Origin of the sequence: Brachybacterium sp. SGAir0954, assembly GCF_005490785.1 — a bacterium.
GTDB lineage: Bacteria > Actinomycetota > Actinomycetes > Actinomycetales > Dermabacteraceae > Brachybacterium > Brachybacterium rhamnosum.
Map to the genome: position 1 here is coordinate 1,995,556 of NZ_CP027295.1, position 15,444 is coordinate 2,010,999.

Below are 15,444 nucleotides of genomic sequence, written 5' to 3' on the forward strand. Positions count from 1 at the left end.
GTAGTACCTCGTTTCTATTTCCAGAGCCTTGGTCGTCTCGCGGGATCGACCGCAGCCCCGATGGGTAAATGCAACGGTAGCAGATGTTGGGGGAGGGGGACATCTGCGATGACGTCGAGGAACTGTGCCTAGCCGATAACTATTCTTTTCGGATAGACTCGAAGCATGTCTTCCACCGGCGCGCTCGTGCCTCAGATGCAGGTACCTGTCGACCTCGACACCCTCACTTCGCGATGGCTTGGTGCGCTCGCTCCAGCGACTCGCACCGGCTATGCCGCAGACGCACGTGCCTGGCTCTCGTATGCGTCATCGAGCGGCATCGACCCCAAGGCCGCGACCGGGCGTGATCTGGCCGGCTGGGTTGCGACCCTCGACGCGCTCGCGCCGAGCACGCGGGCGAGACGTGTCGCCGGGGTGCGGAGCTTCTACGCGTGGCTTCGGGATGAGGGGATAGTGACGGCGGTGCCGGAACTGCCGCGTGGCGCCCGCCCGCGCGTTCGAGGGCAAGACGACGCGCGGCTCGTTGGGCTCAGTTCTAGTGAAGCGTCTCGACTTATGTCGGCAGCTGATGTGCATTCGCCGAGGATGGCTGCGCTGGTCTCCGTCCTCCTCACAACCGGCCTGCGGATCCATGAGGCGCTCGCTCTGACGGTGGGGGACCTCCGTGTCGGTGGCGGTGGTCGCGTGACGGCAACGATCACTGGCAAAGGGGAGCGAGTGAGGACAGTCGTTGTCCCGCCGCTTGCTGTCGAGCGCCTGGATGTGATTCGACCGGCAGACGAAGGCGTCTACTTCCGAACCCGTACTGGGCGGCCGTGGGATCAGCGAGAGGCTCGCGACTCACTGAGCCGTGTCGGTCGGAAGCTCGGTATGGATCTGCATCCGCATGTCCTCCGGCACACTGCCGCGAGTCTGGCGCTGGCGGGTGGGGCGAACGTCGAGGCGGTTCGGGCGATGCTTGGGCACAGCAGCCTGACGACGACCCAGCGGTATGTGCGCGCGGCGGGCAACCTCGACGCCAGTCCTGCCTATGCGCTTGCGGCCACGATCGCGCCTACGTCTTCCGGCGACGGCCGCTGATGGGGCGCCCTTCGATACCCCGCGGCGAGACTGGTGAACTGCGCTATCAGGTGCGCCAGGCGCCCACTGAGCCATGGCGAGCTGTCCTGTTGGACGATGCACGTAAGAAGGGGTGGACCCGCGCCAGGGTGGGTCGCGCCTGGCGCGTGCTCCAGAGCGTGGGCACGACGGACGGTTCGCGGGTCGTCAGCCGAATCGCACCGACGCACTCCGAGGCCGCTGATGCGACGCGGGCCGCTGTCCAGGTGCTCGTGGACTCACTGTCCGTGGATCCGAAGGCGCCGACTCTTGGCAGCATGCTCGAATGGGTCCGCGCGCGTATCGATGCTGGTGATGACCCGAACGTCACCTCGCCTCGTTCGCGGGGCCAGTACCTCGCGGTCCTGGCCACCTGGTGCGGGCTCGGTCCCCAGGAGGGCGAGCGAACTCACCACTACCGTACGGACATCATCACGACCCCCATCGCTGACCTCACGCCCGGTGACCTGCAAGACGAACTCGTGGCCATCGCCGCAGCGGGCGGCGCCTCGGCAATGCGGCACGTCCGCGCGATGTGGCGGAAGTCGACGGCGCGCGCCCTCGCCCTTCGGCTGATCGTTGTCGACCCGGCTTCCGGGCTCACCTTGCCTCCGGCGCCACCTCGCGGCACCAAGGTCTATGCGAACGGGGCACCTCGCTTCGTCGACAATGCGCTGACTCCTGAGCAGGAGAAGGATCTGCGCGAGTTCCTTGCGTCGGACGACAGAGCGAAGACGGAGGGCATCGCAGACCCACTCGCCCTCGCTCTGGAAACGGGCGCGCGCATCAGTGAGCTCATCAGCATTCGTTGGGACGACGTGTCCGACGAGACCCTGACGCTTGCGGGACAGATCGTCCGCATCAAGGGGGAGGGGCTGCAGTGGCGAGCGGGGTTGAAGACCGGCCCGGAGACTCGGGTGGTCCCCCTGACGAAAGGTGCTCGAACGCTCCTCGACCGGCGTCGGGCGCGACGTCCTGAGGAGTCGGAAGCGGCAGGGTCCTGGTTGGTCTTCACCTCTCCGCGTGGGATGCGTCCCGACCCGGACAACATGGCCGCTGCTGTGCGGCGAGCCCTGGATCGTGCTGGCCTGCCCTGGGCGACGGTGCACACCCTCAGACGTACGGTCGAGAACCGGCTGATCAGCAGCGGCACGGATCCTCGATTGATCGAGCGGGTGATGGGGCACACGAGCGTCACCGCGCACAGGGCCTACTGGAACCGCGGACTTGATCCGGTGGGGGCTCTGAGCGGCCTGGAAGGAAGTACACACGTACAGCCCGAGTAACCTCGTCGTTTCGCCGTTGCTTGGGGCACTCCACGACGTTTGTGCTGGCCAGTGCCCCCACCCGGACTCGAACCGGGAACCGACGGATTAGAAGGCCGTTGCTCTATCCATTGAGCTATGGAGGCGCGGCGCGGTGGGCCGGAGCTGGTCCGGATCGGCGCCGCACAGAGTCTAACGACCGGTGCGACCCCGCGGTCCGCGCCCCGCGTGCGGTGACCAGGCCCGGGCCCCGGTCGACGTGCCGCGCGGGTCCTCGCCCTGGCAGCGCGGGCAGGTCCAGAACACCCGGCCCTCGGTCCCCTCGAGGCGCGGCTCGGCGATCTCGGAGCGCAGGATCCGGGCGCGGCAGCGGCGGCACTGCTGCCCGCCCCTCCCGTACACCCAGAGGTCGCCGTCCCGCCCCAGCATGCCGCCGGTGGTGACCCGCACCTCCCGCTCGGCGTTCAGCAGGAGCAGGCGGCGGGCGAGGTCCACGAGCGTGCCGAGGTCCCCGACCTGCGCGACGGTCGCCGCGGGATGCACCCGGCGCAGGAAGCACAGCTCGCTGCGATAGATGTTGCCCACCCCTGCCAGGAGGTGCTGGTCCAGGAGGGCGAGGCCGATCGACCGGTCGGGCTCCGTGGCGAGGTTCGCGATCGCGCGCTCCCGGTGCCCCTCGGACCAACCGGGGTCCAGGAGATCCGGTCCGAGCGTTCCCACGAGCTCGGCCTCGTCGGCCGTGCGCAGGAGCCGCACCTGCTGGACCTCGTAGGCGATCGCCCGCACCTCGCGGCCGTCGTCGTGCCGTGCCGTGAGCCGGATCCGGATCGTCGCGGGGTCGCGCGGGCCGGCGCTCGTGTCGCTCGAGCGGAGGGCGCGGCCGTCCACGCGCCAGATGCCGTCCATCATCAGATGGGAGTGCAGGGTCATCGGCGGCGCCCCGGAGCCCTCCGGCGGGACGAGACGGATCAGCAGATGCTTGCCGCGTGGGCGCACCTCGCGCACCCTCCAGCCCGTGAGATCCGCGGTCGCGTGCCGGGGGACGCGCAGCTCGCTCGACGTGAGCGTCGCGCCCGCGAGCGCCTCGTGAAGGATCCGGCACTGCCGGAAGACGGTGTCCCCTTCCGGCATCAGCGGCCTCCTGCCCGCACGCGCAGCGACTTCGGAGAGCGGTAGCAGCCGGCGTCCACGAGCGCCTGCGCGATCCCCGTGACGGCCTCGGCTCCGATCGCATGGCCGTTGATCCGCTCGATCTGCAGCTGGGGGAGGCGGGAGTCCTCGACGACGGCACGCACCAGCTGCTCCGCGGCCGGGGTGATCAGCTCGCCGTCTGCCCACCACAGCAGGCTCCGGGCGCCCTTGTCGACGACCGCGAGGGGATGGCCGTCCACGAGCATCACGAGGGCGCCCGCGCGGCGGGCCGGTCGGACGGTCGCTCCCTCCGGTGGGGCAGGGGCGAGAGGCGGCCAGGGCAGCGACGCACCGTAGGGGTTCGCGGGGTCCGTCGCGGCGAGCGCCACGGCGCCCGCCTCCGGCGACGGCCCGGAGTGCTCCTCCGCCTCCCGCTCGCGGTCCCGCAGCAGGTCCACGGCCTCGACCGGTGCGAACTGGGAGGCGCCGAGGCCGTCCACGAAGTAGCCGCGGCGGCAGCTGCCGTTCTCCTCGAGCACCGACAGCACCCGGTACACGCCCGCGAAGCCGCCCGGCAGGTCCTCGACGTCCATCGCGCCGCGGGTGACGACCCCGTGCCGGTCCAGCAGCAGCGTCGCGAGCGCACCGGCCCGTGCGGCCGGGTCCACCGGCTCCACCCTCACGGCCGACCATCGGCCGGCGCCCGTCGGCCCGGTGACCAGCTCCGACGGGCTCGACGCGCCCTGCCGCATCATCGCCGCGGAGAGCCGGGCGGCGCCGCGACGGCTGAGCTGCCGGGAGCGTCCGGGCGTGCGCGAGCGGGCGGAGCGTGGGGCGCTGCCGCGGGTGAGCACGCGCAGCGCCTCGAAGGAGTCGTTCGTGACGAGGGAGGCGAGCGCGAGCTCCCACAGCGCCTCCTGCAGCTCCTCCGGCGGGACCGCCGCTCCGTCCTCCGCGAGGGCGGTGAGGAGCTCCCCGGTCCGGAGCGCACCGGGCGTGCCGCGCAGCAGGGCCAGCAGCCGCGCCGCGGTGGAGCCCTCCGGGAGCGCGGCGGCCGAGGACTCGAGCTCCGCGGCGTCCAGGCCGAGCGGCAGGGCGTCCGCGAGGTGCAGGCGCACCCAGGCGTCGTCGGCGCCGAGCCGGCCGTGCCCGGTCCACACGAGCTCGCCGGCGGCGAAGGCGGAGTCCACGAGCGCCGGCGTGATCTCCGGCAGTCGCGCCGGGAGCACCTGCGACTCCCAGGCGGAGGCCGGCAGGGACACCCCGGTGAGCTGGTCGATCACCGAGAGCAGCCCGTCCCGGCCGTGCCAGTCGGGGCGGGCGCGGCGGCCGTCGGCCCGGCGCGGCACCAGGTGCTGCCAGGTGCCGAGGAAGCGCGCGTACACGGGGCCGGGCACGGGAGCGATGTCGCGCCGGGACGCGGCGAGGCTCGCCCGACGGATCCGGCGCAGCACCTCCGCGTCCACCCACTCCTCCCCGGTGCGGCCGGGGGTGAACTCGCCGGTCTGGAGGACACGCTCGGAGGCGAGCTGCTCGAGCGCGGCCCGGGCCACGCCGGGGGCGAGACCGAGCGCCTCGACCACGTGCTCCGCGGGGAAGGGGCCGCGGGAGCGCGCCCAGCGCTGCAGAAGCTGGGGGACGGCGCGGTCCACGGGAGCGAGCAGGGACTCGGGGAGACCGGGCGGCAGAGCCACGCCGAGGGCGTCCCGCAGCAGCGCGGCGTCCTCGATCCCGGCCACGTGCTCGGCCCCCGCGAAGCGCACGATGATCACGCGCCGCGCCCGCTCGAGCTCCTCGATCGCCGCGTCGACGTCGAGCTCGCCGGCGGCGCGATGGGCGAGCTCGGCGCGGGTGAGCGGTCCCAGCCGGCGCAGGGCGTCCGCCACGTTCTCCGCAGTGCGCAGCGCGCGCTCCTCGGTGAGACCCTGCAGGCGCTGCTCGACCTCCGCGATCACCTCCGCGTCCAGCAGCTCGCGCAGGCTCACCGATCCCAGCAGCTCCGCGAGCAGCGACTGGTCCAGGGCGAGCGCGGCCGTGCGGCGCTCCGCGAGCGGAGCGTCGGTGTCGTAGATGAACTGGGCGAGGTAGCCGAACAGCAGCGAGCGGGCGAAGGGGGACGGCGCCTCCGTCTCGACCTCGCGCACCTGCACCGTCCGCCGTGTCACCTGGGACATCAGGTCCACGAGGGAGGGGAGGTCGTAGACGTCCTGCAGGCACTCGCGCGCGGCCTCGAGCATGATCGGGAAGTCCGGGTACGGGCGCGCCACCTCGAGCAGGTGGGCGGAGCGCTGGCGCTGCTGCCACAGCGGTGCCCGCTGGTTCGGGTCACGGCGCGGCAGCAGCAGCGCCCGCGCCGCGCACTCGCGGAAGCGGGAGGCGAAGAGGGCGGAGGAGCCCACGAGCCGCCGCACCTCCTCCTCGATCTCCTCCGGGGTGAAGACGAAGAGGTCCGCGCCGGGCGGCTGCTCGCCGTGCGGGATCCGCAGGACGATGCCGTCGTCCGCGGCCATGACCTGGCCGTCGAGCCCGTAGCGCTCCTCGACGCGGGCGCCGACGGCGAGGGCCCAGGGGCCCGTGATCCGCTGGCCGAGCGCGCAGTGCAGGACCACCCGCCAGTCGCCGAGCTCGTCGAGGAAGCGCTCCACGACGAGCTGCCTCGGGCCGGGCACCGCCCCCGTGACCTGCTGCTGCTCGGCGAGCTGGTCGAGCAGCACGGTGCGGGCGTTGCCGTCGAGCCCCAGCGCTTCGAGCCGGCTCTCCGCTTCCTCGCGGGGGAGGGCGGCGAGCTCCGCCTGCGCGGCCTGCAGGGCACGGCCCAGGCTCGCGGGGCGGCCGTCGCCGTCACCGTGCCAGAAGGGGATCCGGCCCGTCAGGCCGAAGGCGGGGGAGACCGTGACCCTGGAGGCGGTGATCTCCTCGATCCGCCAGCTCGTGGTGCCCAGCGTGATGACGTCGCCGCGGCGGGACTCGTAGACCATCTCCTCGTCGAGCTCTCCCACGCGCCGTTGCTGCGTGTCGTCGTCCCCGGTGACCAGGTGCACGGGGTAGAGGCCGCGGTCCGGGATCGTGCCGCCGCTGGTCACCGCGAGGCGCTGGGCACCCGGGCGCCCGGAGAGCGTTCCCGCCTCGTGGTCGTGGACGAGCCGGGGCCGCAGCTCGGTGAAGGCGGTCGAGGGGTAGCGGCCGGCGAGCAGGTCGATCGTCTGGTCGAAGGCCGCGCGGGGCAGGGCGCGATAGGGGTGCGCGCTGCGCACGAGCTCGAACCACTCCTCGACCTGGAGGTCCTCCATCGCGGCGGCGGAGACGGTGTGCTGGGCGAGCACGTCCAGGGCGTTGCGCGGGACGGAGAGCGGCTCGATGCGGCCCGCGAACGCCTCCTGCACGGCGACGGCGGAGCGCAGCACGTCCATCGCGTGCAGCGGGTGCAGCACGCCTCTCGAGACGGCGCCGACGTCGTGCCCGGCACGCCCCACGCGTTGCAGCAGGCTCGAGACGCTCATCGGCGCGGCGACCTGCAGCACGAGGTCGACGGCGCCCATGTCGATGCCGAGCTCGAGGGAGGAGGTCGCGACGACGCAGCGGAGGCTGCCGGATTTCAGCTGGTCCTCGATCTGGGCACGGATCTCCTTGGACATGGAGCCGTGGTGGGCGCGGGCGATGTCCTCCAGCTCGGTGCCGTCGGGGCTCTCGACCCGCTCCGCCCCGTCGGACAGCGGCGAGGGATCGGCGGCCATGCGGCGGGCGTGGAGCCGGTTGAGCTTGCCGGTCAGCCGCTCCGCCTGGCTGCGGGAGTTCGTGAACACGATCGTCGAGCGGTGGGCGAGGACCTCCGCGAGCACCGCCCGCTCTACGTGCGGCCAGATGGTGCCGGAGACGTCCTCGTCGTCGACCGCGTCGACCGGCGGCTCGATCGCCTGGAGATCGGGGACGGGCATCGTGATCGTGAGGTCCCAGCGCTTCGTCGAGGGCGGTCGCACCACGGTCACGTCCCGATGCCGGCCCGCGCCGGAGAGGAAGGCGGCGACCTCGTCCACCGGCTCCACCGTCGCGGAGAGCCCGATCCGCTGCGCGGGCCGCTCGAGAAAGGCGTCGAGGCGGGCGAGCGACAGCGCGAGGTGCACGCCGCGCTTGGTGCCGGCGACCGCGTGGACCTCGTCGATGATCACCGTGTCCACGGAGGTGAGCGTCTCCCGCGCCTGGGAGCTGAGCATGAGGAAAAGCGACTCAGGGGTCGTGATGAGCACGTCCGGGGGATGCGCCACGAGCCGGCGGCGCTCCGCGGCCGGAGTGTCCCCAGTGCGCACGCCGACGCTGATCTCCCGGCGCGGCAGGCCGAGCCGCTCGGCGGCGCGGGCGGTGCCGACGAGCGGCGAGGTGAGGTTCCGCTCCACGTCCACCCCGAGCGCCTTGAGCGGCGAGATGTAGAGGACGGAGGTGCGCCGTCGCTCCCGGGGACCGCGCGCGGAGCGAGCACCGCGGGGCGGCGACGGAGTCTCCTCCGGCGCCGCCATGGTGAGGCGGTCGATCGCGGTGAGGAAGGCGGCGAGGGTCTTGCCGGAGCCGGTGGGGGCGACGACGAGGGTGTCCTCCCCGCGCTCGATCGCGGCCCAGGCGCTGCGCTGCGCCGGGGTGGGGCCCGCGAAGGACTCGGCGAACCAGGCGGTCGTCGCGGGGGAGAAGGAGGCGGGCAGGCCGGTGCCCTCCCCGGAGGCGGGGTCAGGGTCCTGCGGGCCGGTGCGCATCCGCCCATTGTGGCGCGCAGGGACGACGATCGTGCGGCGCGCCGGCCCCGGACGGCTCAGGAGGAGGCCGGGAGTGTTCGCTCCCTGTGAACTGCCCGGACCATTCGAGGAGCGCACGTGGCAGGATGAATCCACGGCGGGACCCGCACCTGCGGCTCCCGCGCACGACACCTCGAAGGGATGATCCGAATGGCTGCGTCCACGTACACGCTTCCCGATCTCGACTACGACTACGGCGCTCTCGATCCGTCGATCTCCGGCAAGATCATGGAGCTGCACCACTCCAAGCACCACGCGACCTACGTCAAGGGTGCGAACACGGCGCTCGAGAAGCTCGCCGCGGCCCGCGAGGCCGAGGACTTCGGCACCGTGAACCAGCTGTCGAAGGATCTCGCCTTCAACCTCGGTGGTCACACCAACCACTCGATCTTCTGGAAGAACCTCTCGCCGGAGGGCGGCGACAAGCCGACCGGCGAGCTCGCCGCCGCGATCGACGACCAGTTCGGCTCCTTCGACGCATTCCGCGCGCACTTCTCCGCCGCGGCGCTGGGCATCCAGGGCTCCGGCTGGGCGATCCTCGCCTACGAGCCCGTGGGCGGGAATCTCGTCATCGAGCAGTTCTACGACCAGCAGAACGGCGTGCCCGTCGCGACGATCCCGCTGTTCCAGCTGGACATGTGGGAGCACGCCTTCTACCTCGACTACCAGAACGTCAAGGCGGACTACGTCAAGGCGATCTGGAACATCGTGAACTGGGCCGACGTCCAGAAGCGCTTCGAGGCCGCCACCTCGACCGCCTCCGGCCTGGTCGTGCCGCAGGCCTGATCGACCCCGCCCGGCAGGTCCCGGGCAGCCGACGGACGGCCGGTCCCCGCGAGGGGGCCGGCCGTCCTCGCGCGTCCGGGGACCGATCGTTCCTCCCCAGCGGGGGTCCGTCCACAGCCCCGCCGGGGGCATGGCTCCGACGGGCGGGCCGACGGGACAGTGAGGGCAGTCGGCACGGTGCCGGCGCCGGGAGCCTCCCGGCACAGGGAAGGACATCCCCCATGAAGGACGCCACCGTCATCACCATCCGCGGGAACCTCACCGAGGACCCCCAGCCCAAGACCCAGGGCAACGGCGCCAAGCTGCGGGTCGCGGTCACCGACAGCTATTTCGACCGTGAGTCGCAGACCTGGAAGGACCTCAGGTCCGAGTTCTACACCGTCTTCACTGGCCCCGCGCTGGGCGCCAACGTGCTCTCCTCGGTCCGCAAGGGCAACCCGGTCGTGGTCACCGGGCGGCTGAGCACGAACACCTGGCAGGACGACGCCGGAACGGACCGCACGGACCTCCAGATCAACGCCGATAGCGTCGCCGTGGACCTCGTCTGGGGCAGCGCCACCTACAAGGGACGCCTGCGCCTGGACACCATCCCCGAGCACGATCCGAGCACCGGGGAGGTCCTCACCCCCGGCGAGGAGGAGGTCACGATCCCCGAGGAGGCCGTCGCCGTCGCGTGAGCGCAGGCCCATCCACCGGGGCCGGGGTGATGCAGGATCGTCCCGGCCCCGAGCGGGAGGAGCGCCCCGAGCACGAGGGCGGGGTTCAGCCGTCCTCGCGCAGGGACTGCAGGAGGGCGGAGGACAGCTCGGGCACGAGGGCCTCGCCCAGCACGAATCCGTCCCCGCCGGGCCTGCGCACGGCGGACCACGTGGTGCCGTCCTCGAGAGCGGCGACGACGATCCGGAGCGTCGAGCCGGCCGGCAGGGTCTCCTGGCCCTCCTCGACGCGCACCGTCCAGGCGGAGGCGGCGAGATCGCAGACCAGCGCCCCGCCCACGGCGAGATCGGGCCAGGCGATGCTCGCGAGGCCCTCGAGCGGGTCCGTGGGCGCGGTGCCCGGCCCGGCGGCCGCGGCGTCGTCGAGCTCGACGGGGGTCAAGGCGTGCTCGTCCGCGGCGCTCTCCCCGGCGGCGGCCTCCTCGACCCCCAGCAGCGAGGCGAGCGAGGGCGAGGCGGCGAGCAGCTCGGAGACCCGCGCGAGCGCGAACCAGCGCGGCGCGGGGAGCGGCTCCTCGGCCACGTGACGGGCGACCTCGAGCACGGCGGCCGCGAGCGCGGCGGTGGGGGCGTCCAGAGGGTCCGGAGTCGTCATCGAATCGTGAGCCGCCCTTCGCGGTCGACCTGACAGAATGGTGGGGACCACCACTGCCGGTGGTCACTCCCCACTGTATCCGGGGCCCGCGGTCCGTCGTTCGCACGTCGGGGTCCCCAGCTGCACGACCCGAGGACATCTGTGAGCTTCTCCGCGCCCTTCGGCGACACCCCCCGACCCCGACCTGCGCCGGAGGGAGGCGCCCCGAGCCGGCGGCGGATCTCCCCGTTGGCGATCACCCTCGGCGTGCTCGCCCTCGTCGTGCTCGTGCTGCTGCTGGCCTCCGAGGTCTGGACCAAGTACCTCTGGTTCGACCAGCTGGCCGTCACCGAGGTGCTCGTGGTGCGCTGGGGCACGGAGGCGGTGCTCTTCGTGCTCGGCTTCCTGCTGTTCGCGGCCCCGCTCTTCCTCAGCCTCCGCCTGTCCTACCTGCGCCGCCCGGTGTACCCGCCGGTCACGCGCGAGCAGGAGGCGCTCGAGCAGTTCCGCACCGCCGTGGAGCCGCTGCGGCGCGGGCTGACCATCGCCGCGCCGATCGTGATCGGCGCCTTCGGCGGTCTCGCGGCCGCGCGACGCTGGCAGGACGTGCAGCTCTTCCTGCACCCGCAGCAGTTCGGCGAGACCGATCCGATCTTCGCCAAGGACATCTCCTTCTACGTCTTCCAGCTGCCGCTGATCGACCTCGTGATCTCCTTCGGGCAGTTCGTCCTCCTCGTGGCGATCGTCGGCGCGCTCATCGGCCACTTCGTCTACGGCGGCGTCGCCTGGGGCCAGGAGAGCGGCCTCGAGGTCACCCGATCGGCCCGTCGCCACCTCGGCGTGCTCGCTGCGATCTACGTGGTGCTGCTCGGCGCGGGCCACTGGTTCCGCCGCTACGACCTCCTCGTGGGCACGCACAGCCGCTTCGACGGCGCCTCCTACACTGATGTCAACGCGATCCTCCCGGCGCAGACGATCCTCGCGATCTCGGCGATCGTGGTGGCCGCGCTGTTCGTCCTGTGGATCTTCCGGTCGGACTGGCGGATCCCGGCCGTGGGCGCCGGGCTGATGATCCTCGCGACCCTCGTGGTCGGCAACATCTACCCCTGGGCCGTGCAGCGGTTCCAGGTGAGCCCGAACGAGCGCACCCTCGAGCAGCCGTACATCCAGCGCAACATCGACGCGACCCGTGCGGCCTTCGGCATCGACGACGTCGAGGAGGTCCCCTACACCGCGACGACGGACGCCGAGCCCGGCGCCCTGCGCGAGGACGCGGCGACCACCGCCCAGATCCGCCTCATGGATCCCAACGTCATCGCGCCGACCTTCCAGCAGCGTGAGGCGAACCGTCGCTACTGGGGCTTCGACGACGTGCTCTCCGTGGACCGCTACGAGATCGACGGGCAGCAGCAGGACACCGTGATCGGCGTGCGCGAGCTGCGCCCGGACCGGTTCCAGCTGGACACCCAGGGCTGGGTCAACCAGCACATCGTCTACACCCACGGCTACGGCACCGCCGCGGCCTACGGCAACCAGCGCAGTAGCGACGGCGAGCCCACCTTCCTCGAGTCGGGTGTGCCGGGCTCCGGCGCGTTCGGGGACTACGAGGAGCGGGTCTACTTCGGTCGGCACTCCCCGGACTACTCGATCGTCGGCGCCCCGGAGGGCTCGGAGCTCGAGGAGTTCGACTACCAGTCCGGCGGCACCGACGACGAGGGCGGCGACCAGGTCAACTACACCTTCACCGGGGACGGCGGCCCGTCCGTGGGCAGCTTCGTGAACCGGCTGCTGTACGCGATCAAGTTCCGCGATCCCAACATCCTCATCTCCAGCTACGTCAACGACGAGTCGCAGATCCTCTACGACCGCGACCCGCAGGAGCGTGTTCGCGAGGTCGCCCCGTTCCTCTCGCTGGATTCGCAGATGTACCCGGCGGTCGTGGACGGCTCGCTCGTGTGGGTGGTCGACGGCTACACCACGTCGGACCGCTACCCGTACTCGACGTCCTTGGACCTCGACACCGTCGTCACGGACTCGCAGACCTCGGCGGGGGACACCTCGCGGAACCGGGTGCCGAACGCGAACTACATGCGCAACGCGGTCAAGGCCACGGTCAACGCGTACGACGGCTCGGTGACCCTCTACGCGTGGGACACCGAGGACCCGATTCTCAAGGCGTGGAACGAGGTGTTCCCGAAGTCCCTGCACGACCACACCGAGATCAGCAGCGAGCTCATGAGCCACCTGCGCTACCCGGCGGACTACTTCAAGGCCCAGCGCGAGCAGCTCTCGAAGTACCACGTGACGGATGCCGGGGAGTTCTTCGGTCAGCAGGACTTCTGGCAGGTCACGCCCGATCCCACGAAGCCGGCCCCGGAGAACCCGGACGGCACCGCGGGGGAGCAGGCGGCGCAGCCCCCGACCTACCTCACGATGCAGGTGCCGGGAGCGGACGAACCACGCTTCACCGTGTCCTCGACCTACCGCCCGGCGCAGGGCCAGAACGTCCTCACCGGCTATCTCGCCGTGGACTCGGAGACCGGCAGCGAGAAGGGCAACCCTGCGGAGAGCTACGGCCAGATGCGCCTGCTCGTGCTGCCGGCGTCTAACCCGGTCAACGGCCCGGGGCAGGTGCAGGCGACGTTCAACTCGGAGCCGAACGTCTCGCGGGCGCTGAACCTGCTGAAGTCCGGCAACTCCGAGGTCATCAACGGCAACCTGCTCACGCTGCCGGTCGGCGGCGGTCTGCTCTACGTGCAGCCGGTGTACCTGCAGTCCTCCTCCGCGGGCGGCGGCACGCAGTACCCGCTGCTGCAGATGGTGCTGGTCTCCTTCGGCGACAAGATCGGCTTCGCGCCCACGCTGGACGAGGCGCTCGACCTCGTCTTCGGCGGTGACTCCGGCGCCAATGCCGGTGACGCCTCCGTGAGCGACACCGGCGGTGCGAGCGGCGCCGTCGACGCCGAGACCGGTGACGCCACGACCACGGAGCCTCCCGCAGGGGACGAGGGCACGCAGACCGAGGCCCCGGCGAGCGGAGACCAGGGCTCCGCCGAGGAGCGCCTGAACCAGGCGCTCGCGGACATGGACCAGGCCGTCAAGGACGCGGATGCGGCGATGGAGAAGGGGGACTGGGCCGCCTACGGCGAGGCCCAGGACCGCGTCTCCGATGCGCTGAACCGCGCGATCGCGGCGCAGGAGGAGATGGGGCAGAGCGTTCCCACCGGGTCGCCGTCCGACGGCGGCGAGGGCTGACCGACCCGATCCTCGCGGCCTGCCCGCCCGTCGATCACGGCGGGCGGGCAGGCCGCTCGGGCACGGGAACGCGCGCGAACAGCGCGTGAACGTGGCTTGGCCCACGTTCGACCCCTATGGATTGGACCTGCGGGTTCGGTCGTCGTAGAGTTACTCATGTCGCCGCGGGGTGGAGCAGTTCGGTAGCTCGCCGGGCTCATAACCCGGAGGTCGTAGGTTCAAATCCTGCCCCCGCTACGAAGAAGGGCCCGTGTCCAGCAGAAATGCTGGACACGGGCCCTTTCCCTTTGTCTTTCACGTCGTCTTGCTGCCGCGGTCTCGCGCTTTCGGCCCGGTCCTGAACGGAGCTCGCGCCGCGCGGGGGAGGATGCCCCTGCTCTGGCAGGATGTGCGCATGACCATGACGTCCGCGCCCGCGCCCCGCACCTTCGTGTTCATCGGCGACTCGATCACCGACTGCAGCCGTACCGAGGATCCCGAGGGCCTCGGCTTCGGGTACGTGCGCCTGCTCGCCGAGCACTTCGCCGCCCACGAGCCCACCGCGACCGTGATCAACCGCGGCATCAGCGGGAACAAGGTCCTGGACCTGCGTGAGCGCTTCGACGCGGACTGCCTGGACCTGCGCCCGGACGTCGTGACGATCTACGTGGGCGTCAACGACGTGTGGCACGGCTTCACCCGCGGTGAGCACGTCACCGACGAGGACTTCGAGGCGGACTACCGCTTCCTGCTCGACCAGCTCTCCGCGTCCCGCCCGGGCCTGCCGGTGCTGCTCGTGCTGCCCTTCGTGGCGGACGTCGACGAGGAGAAGGCCGGGTATCACGGGGAGCTGGATCGCAAGATCGCGATCATTCGCGCGCTCGGCAAGGAGTTCGGTTCCGCGATCGTCGACCTCGAGGCCGTGCTCGAGGACGCCTGGGCCGTCGGGCACACGCCCGCGAGCATCGCCCAGGACGGTGTGCACCCCACGATCGCCGGACACCGACTCGTGGCGGACGCCTGGCTGGACGTCTTCGGCACGCTCGACCACACGGTCGCCCGCCGCTCCTGAGCCCGGAGCGCCCGTGCCGGGCCCCTGGTGCGGCGCGGCCCCGTCGGCCGCGGGGAGGCGCGCTCAGCGCAGGGGAGCGGTGACGTCCACGGCGAGGAAGCCGCGGCGGAAGCTGCGGGCGTCGACCCGCAGCAGCGCGGCGGGGCGCACGGGGTTGCGCAGCTGCACGTGCCCGGTGCGCGGATCGGCGTCGACCACGGCGAACACGTGGTCGGGTGGCAGCGGCCCGTGCTCGGTCCTGACGCGCGGGCTCAGCGGATGCGTCGACGCGGTGATCGCGCGGTGCTCCGCGCGCCAGCGGCGGATCGTCCCGGCGTCGGGGGAGCGCAGCAGCATCCGCCCGCGGCCGCCGGTGAGGATCTGGAGCCCGTAGCGGGCGAACCCCCGCTGCAGGAAGCCGTACCCGCCGGCGACGTGCTCGGCGATCGCCTTCTCGAGCACGCCCGCCCAGCCGGGGCCGCGCCCGTCGATCCGTCCGTAGAGGAAGCGGCCGTGCTCGTCGACCGGCAGTGAGCGCTCCACGCGTATGGGCGCCGCCCCGGGGAGGGTGACGAGCACGGCGCCGTCGGCCTGCTCGGCGAGCAGGGCGCGCAGGCGCTCCGGCGCGGTCTCGTGGACCGCGAGCATCGAGGCCATCACCCAGCAGTCGCCGAGCATGCCCTGCCGGGGCCGGCCGGGCGCCCATAGGGGCGAGTCGTCCACCCGGGAGACGACGGCGCGCGCCCCTCCGGGACGGAGGAGCGCGCGCAGGCCGCGGCGCCAGGTGAGGATCCGCGGCGCCATCTCA

Annotated in this window: 10 protein-coding genes and 2 tRNA genes; 7 read left to right on the top strand and 5 right to left on the bottom strand. The window is 72.0% G+C overall.

Translation table 11 applies throughout. From position 1 onward, the window contains the following. The first annotated feature begins 165 nt into the window (after positions 1-165). Both C1N80_RS09005 and C1N80_RS09010 read left to right on the top strand, forming a co-directional pair. Positions 166-1,080: a tyrosine-type recombinase/integrase gene (locus C1N80_RS09005; protein ID WP_137770449.1), complete on the top strand. Its 915-nt coding sequence runs from the start codon at positions 166-168 to the stop codon at positions 1,078-1,080. Between the two features lie 158 nt (positions 1,081-1,238). Then, positions 1,239-2,384, top strand: a complete 1,146-nt coding sequence (locus C1N80_RS09010) for a site-specific integrase (protein WP_168198073.1) — start codon at positions 1,239-1,241, stop codon at positions 2,382-2,384. 52 nt (positions 2,385-2,436) lie between these two features. Here the strand turns inward: C1N80_RS09010 and C1N80_RS09015 are convergent. The 3 genes from C1N80_RS09015 to C1N80_RS09025 form a co-directional block, all read right to left on the bottom strand. Then, positions 2,437-2,509 (bottom strand) — tRNA-Arg (locus C1N80_RS09015). A 46-nt stretch (positions 2,510-2,555) separates the two neighbouring features. Beyond that, on the bottom strand, positions 2,556-3,494 hold the full coding sequence (locus tag C1N80_RS09020; protein ID WP_137770451.1) for a DNA-formamidopyrimidine glycosylase family protein: 939 nt from the start codon (positions 3,492-3,494) through the stop codon (positions 2,556-2,558). Beyond that, positions 3,494-8,236 (bottom strand): ATP-dependent helicase, encoded by a 4,743-nt coding sequence (locus tag C1N80_RS09025; RefSeq protein WP_137770452.1) that lies wholly within the window; start codon positions 8,234-8,236, stop codon positions 3,494-3,496. The genes C1N80_RS09020 and C1N80_RS09025 overlap by 1 nt, the downstream gene beginning before the upstream one ends. 189 nt (positions 8,237-8,425) lie before the next feature. On the opposite strand from C1N80_RS09025, the gene C1N80_RS09030 reads away from it, so the two are divergent. Further along, on the top strand, positions 8,426-9,061 hold the full coding sequence (locus tag C1N80_RS09030) for a superoxide dismutase (protein WP_137770453.1): 636 nt from the start codon (positions 8,426-8,428) through the stop codon (positions 9,059-9,061). 221 nt (positions 9,062-9,282) lie between these two features. Then, positions 9,283-9,738 (top strand): single-stranded DNA-binding protein, encoded by a 456-nt coding sequence (locus C1N80_RS09035; protein ID WP_137770454.1) that lies wholly within the window; start codon positions 9,283-9,285, stop codon positions 9,736-9,738. Between the two features lie 85 nt (positions 9,739-9,823). Here C1N80_RS09035 and C1N80_RS09040 read toward each other — a convergent pair whose 3' ends face one another. Beyond that, positions 9,824-10,372: a PPA1309 family protein gene (locus tag C1N80_RS09040; RefSeq protein WP_137770455.1), complete on the bottom strand. Its 549-nt coding sequence runs from the start codon at positions 10,370-10,372 to the stop codon at positions 9,824-9,826. Positions 10,373-10,513: 141 nt separating this feature from the next. Between C1N80_RS09040 and C1N80_RS09045 the strand changes: the two genes are divergently transcribed. The 3 genes from C1N80_RS09045 to C1N80_RS09055 all read left to right on the top strand — a co-directional run bounded on the left by C1N80_RS09045 (position 10,514) and on the right by C1N80_RS09055 (position 14,657). Continuing rightward, on the top strand, positions 10,514-13,606 hold the full coding sequence (locus tag C1N80_RS09045; RefSeq protein WP_137770456.1) for a UPF0182 family protein: 3,093 nt from the start codon (positions 10,514-10,516) through the stop codon (positions 13,604-13,606). A gap of 163 nt (positions 13,607-13,769) precedes the next feature. After that, positions 13,770-13,843 (top strand) — tRNA-Met (locus C1N80_RS09050). Between the two features lie 157 nt (positions 13,844-14,000). Continuing rightward, positions 14,001-14,657 carry an SGNH/GDSL hydrolase family protein gene (locus C1N80_RS09055; RefSeq protein ID WP_137770457.1) on the top strand — a complete coding sequence of 219 codons (657 nt, stop codon included), beginning with the start codon at positions 14,001-14,003 and terminating at the stop codon, positions 14,655-14,657. 63 nt (positions 14,658-14,720) lie between these two features. Here C1N80_RS09055 and C1N80_RS09060 read toward each other — a convergent pair whose 3' ends face one another. Continuing rightward, complete coding sequence (locus C1N80_RS09060) at positions 14,721-15,440, bottom strand: C2 family cysteine protease (RefSeq protein WP_137770458.1); 720 nt, start codon at positions 15,438-15,440, stop codon at positions 14,721-14,723. Positions 15,441-15,444: the final 4 nt, after the last annotated feature.

What these genes read in the sequence shown, in the direction of transcription:
- C1N80_RS09005 (WP_137770449.1), top strand. Translation starts at nt 166, where the DNA reads ATGTCTTCCACCGGCGCGCTCGTGCCTCAGATGCAGGTACCTGTCGAC.
- C1N80_RS09020 (WP_137770451.1), bottom strand. Translation starts at nt 3,494, where the DNA reads ATGCCGGAAGGGGACACCGTCTTCCGGCAGTGCCGGATCCTTCACGAG.
- C1N80_RS09025 (WP_137770452.1), bottom strand. Translation starts at nt 8,236, where the DNA reads ATGCGCACCGGCCCGCAGGACCCTGACCCCGCCTCCGGGGAGGGCACC.
- C1N80_RS09030 (WP_137770453.1), top strand. Translation starts at nt 8,426, where the DNA reads ATGGCTGCGTCCACGTACACGCTTCCCGATCTCGACTACGACTACGGC.
- C1N80_RS09035 (WP_137770454.1), top strand. Translation starts at nt 9,283, where the DNA reads ATGAAGGACGCCACCGTCATCACCATCCGCGGGAACCTCACCGAGGAC.
- C1N80_RS09040 (WP_137770455.1), bottom strand. Translation starts at nt 10,372, where the DNA reads ATGACGACTCCGGACCCTCTGGACGCCCCCACCGCCGCGCTCGCGGCC.
- C1N80_RS09055 (WP_137770457.1), top strand. Translation starts at nt 14,001, where the DNA reads ATGACCATGACGTCCGCGCCCGCGCCCCGCACCTTCGTGTTCATCGGC.
- C1N80_RS09060 (WP_137770458.1), bottom strand. Translation starts at nt 15,440, where the DNA reads ATGGCGCCGCGGATCCTCACCTGGCGCCGCGGCCTGCGCGCGCTCCTC.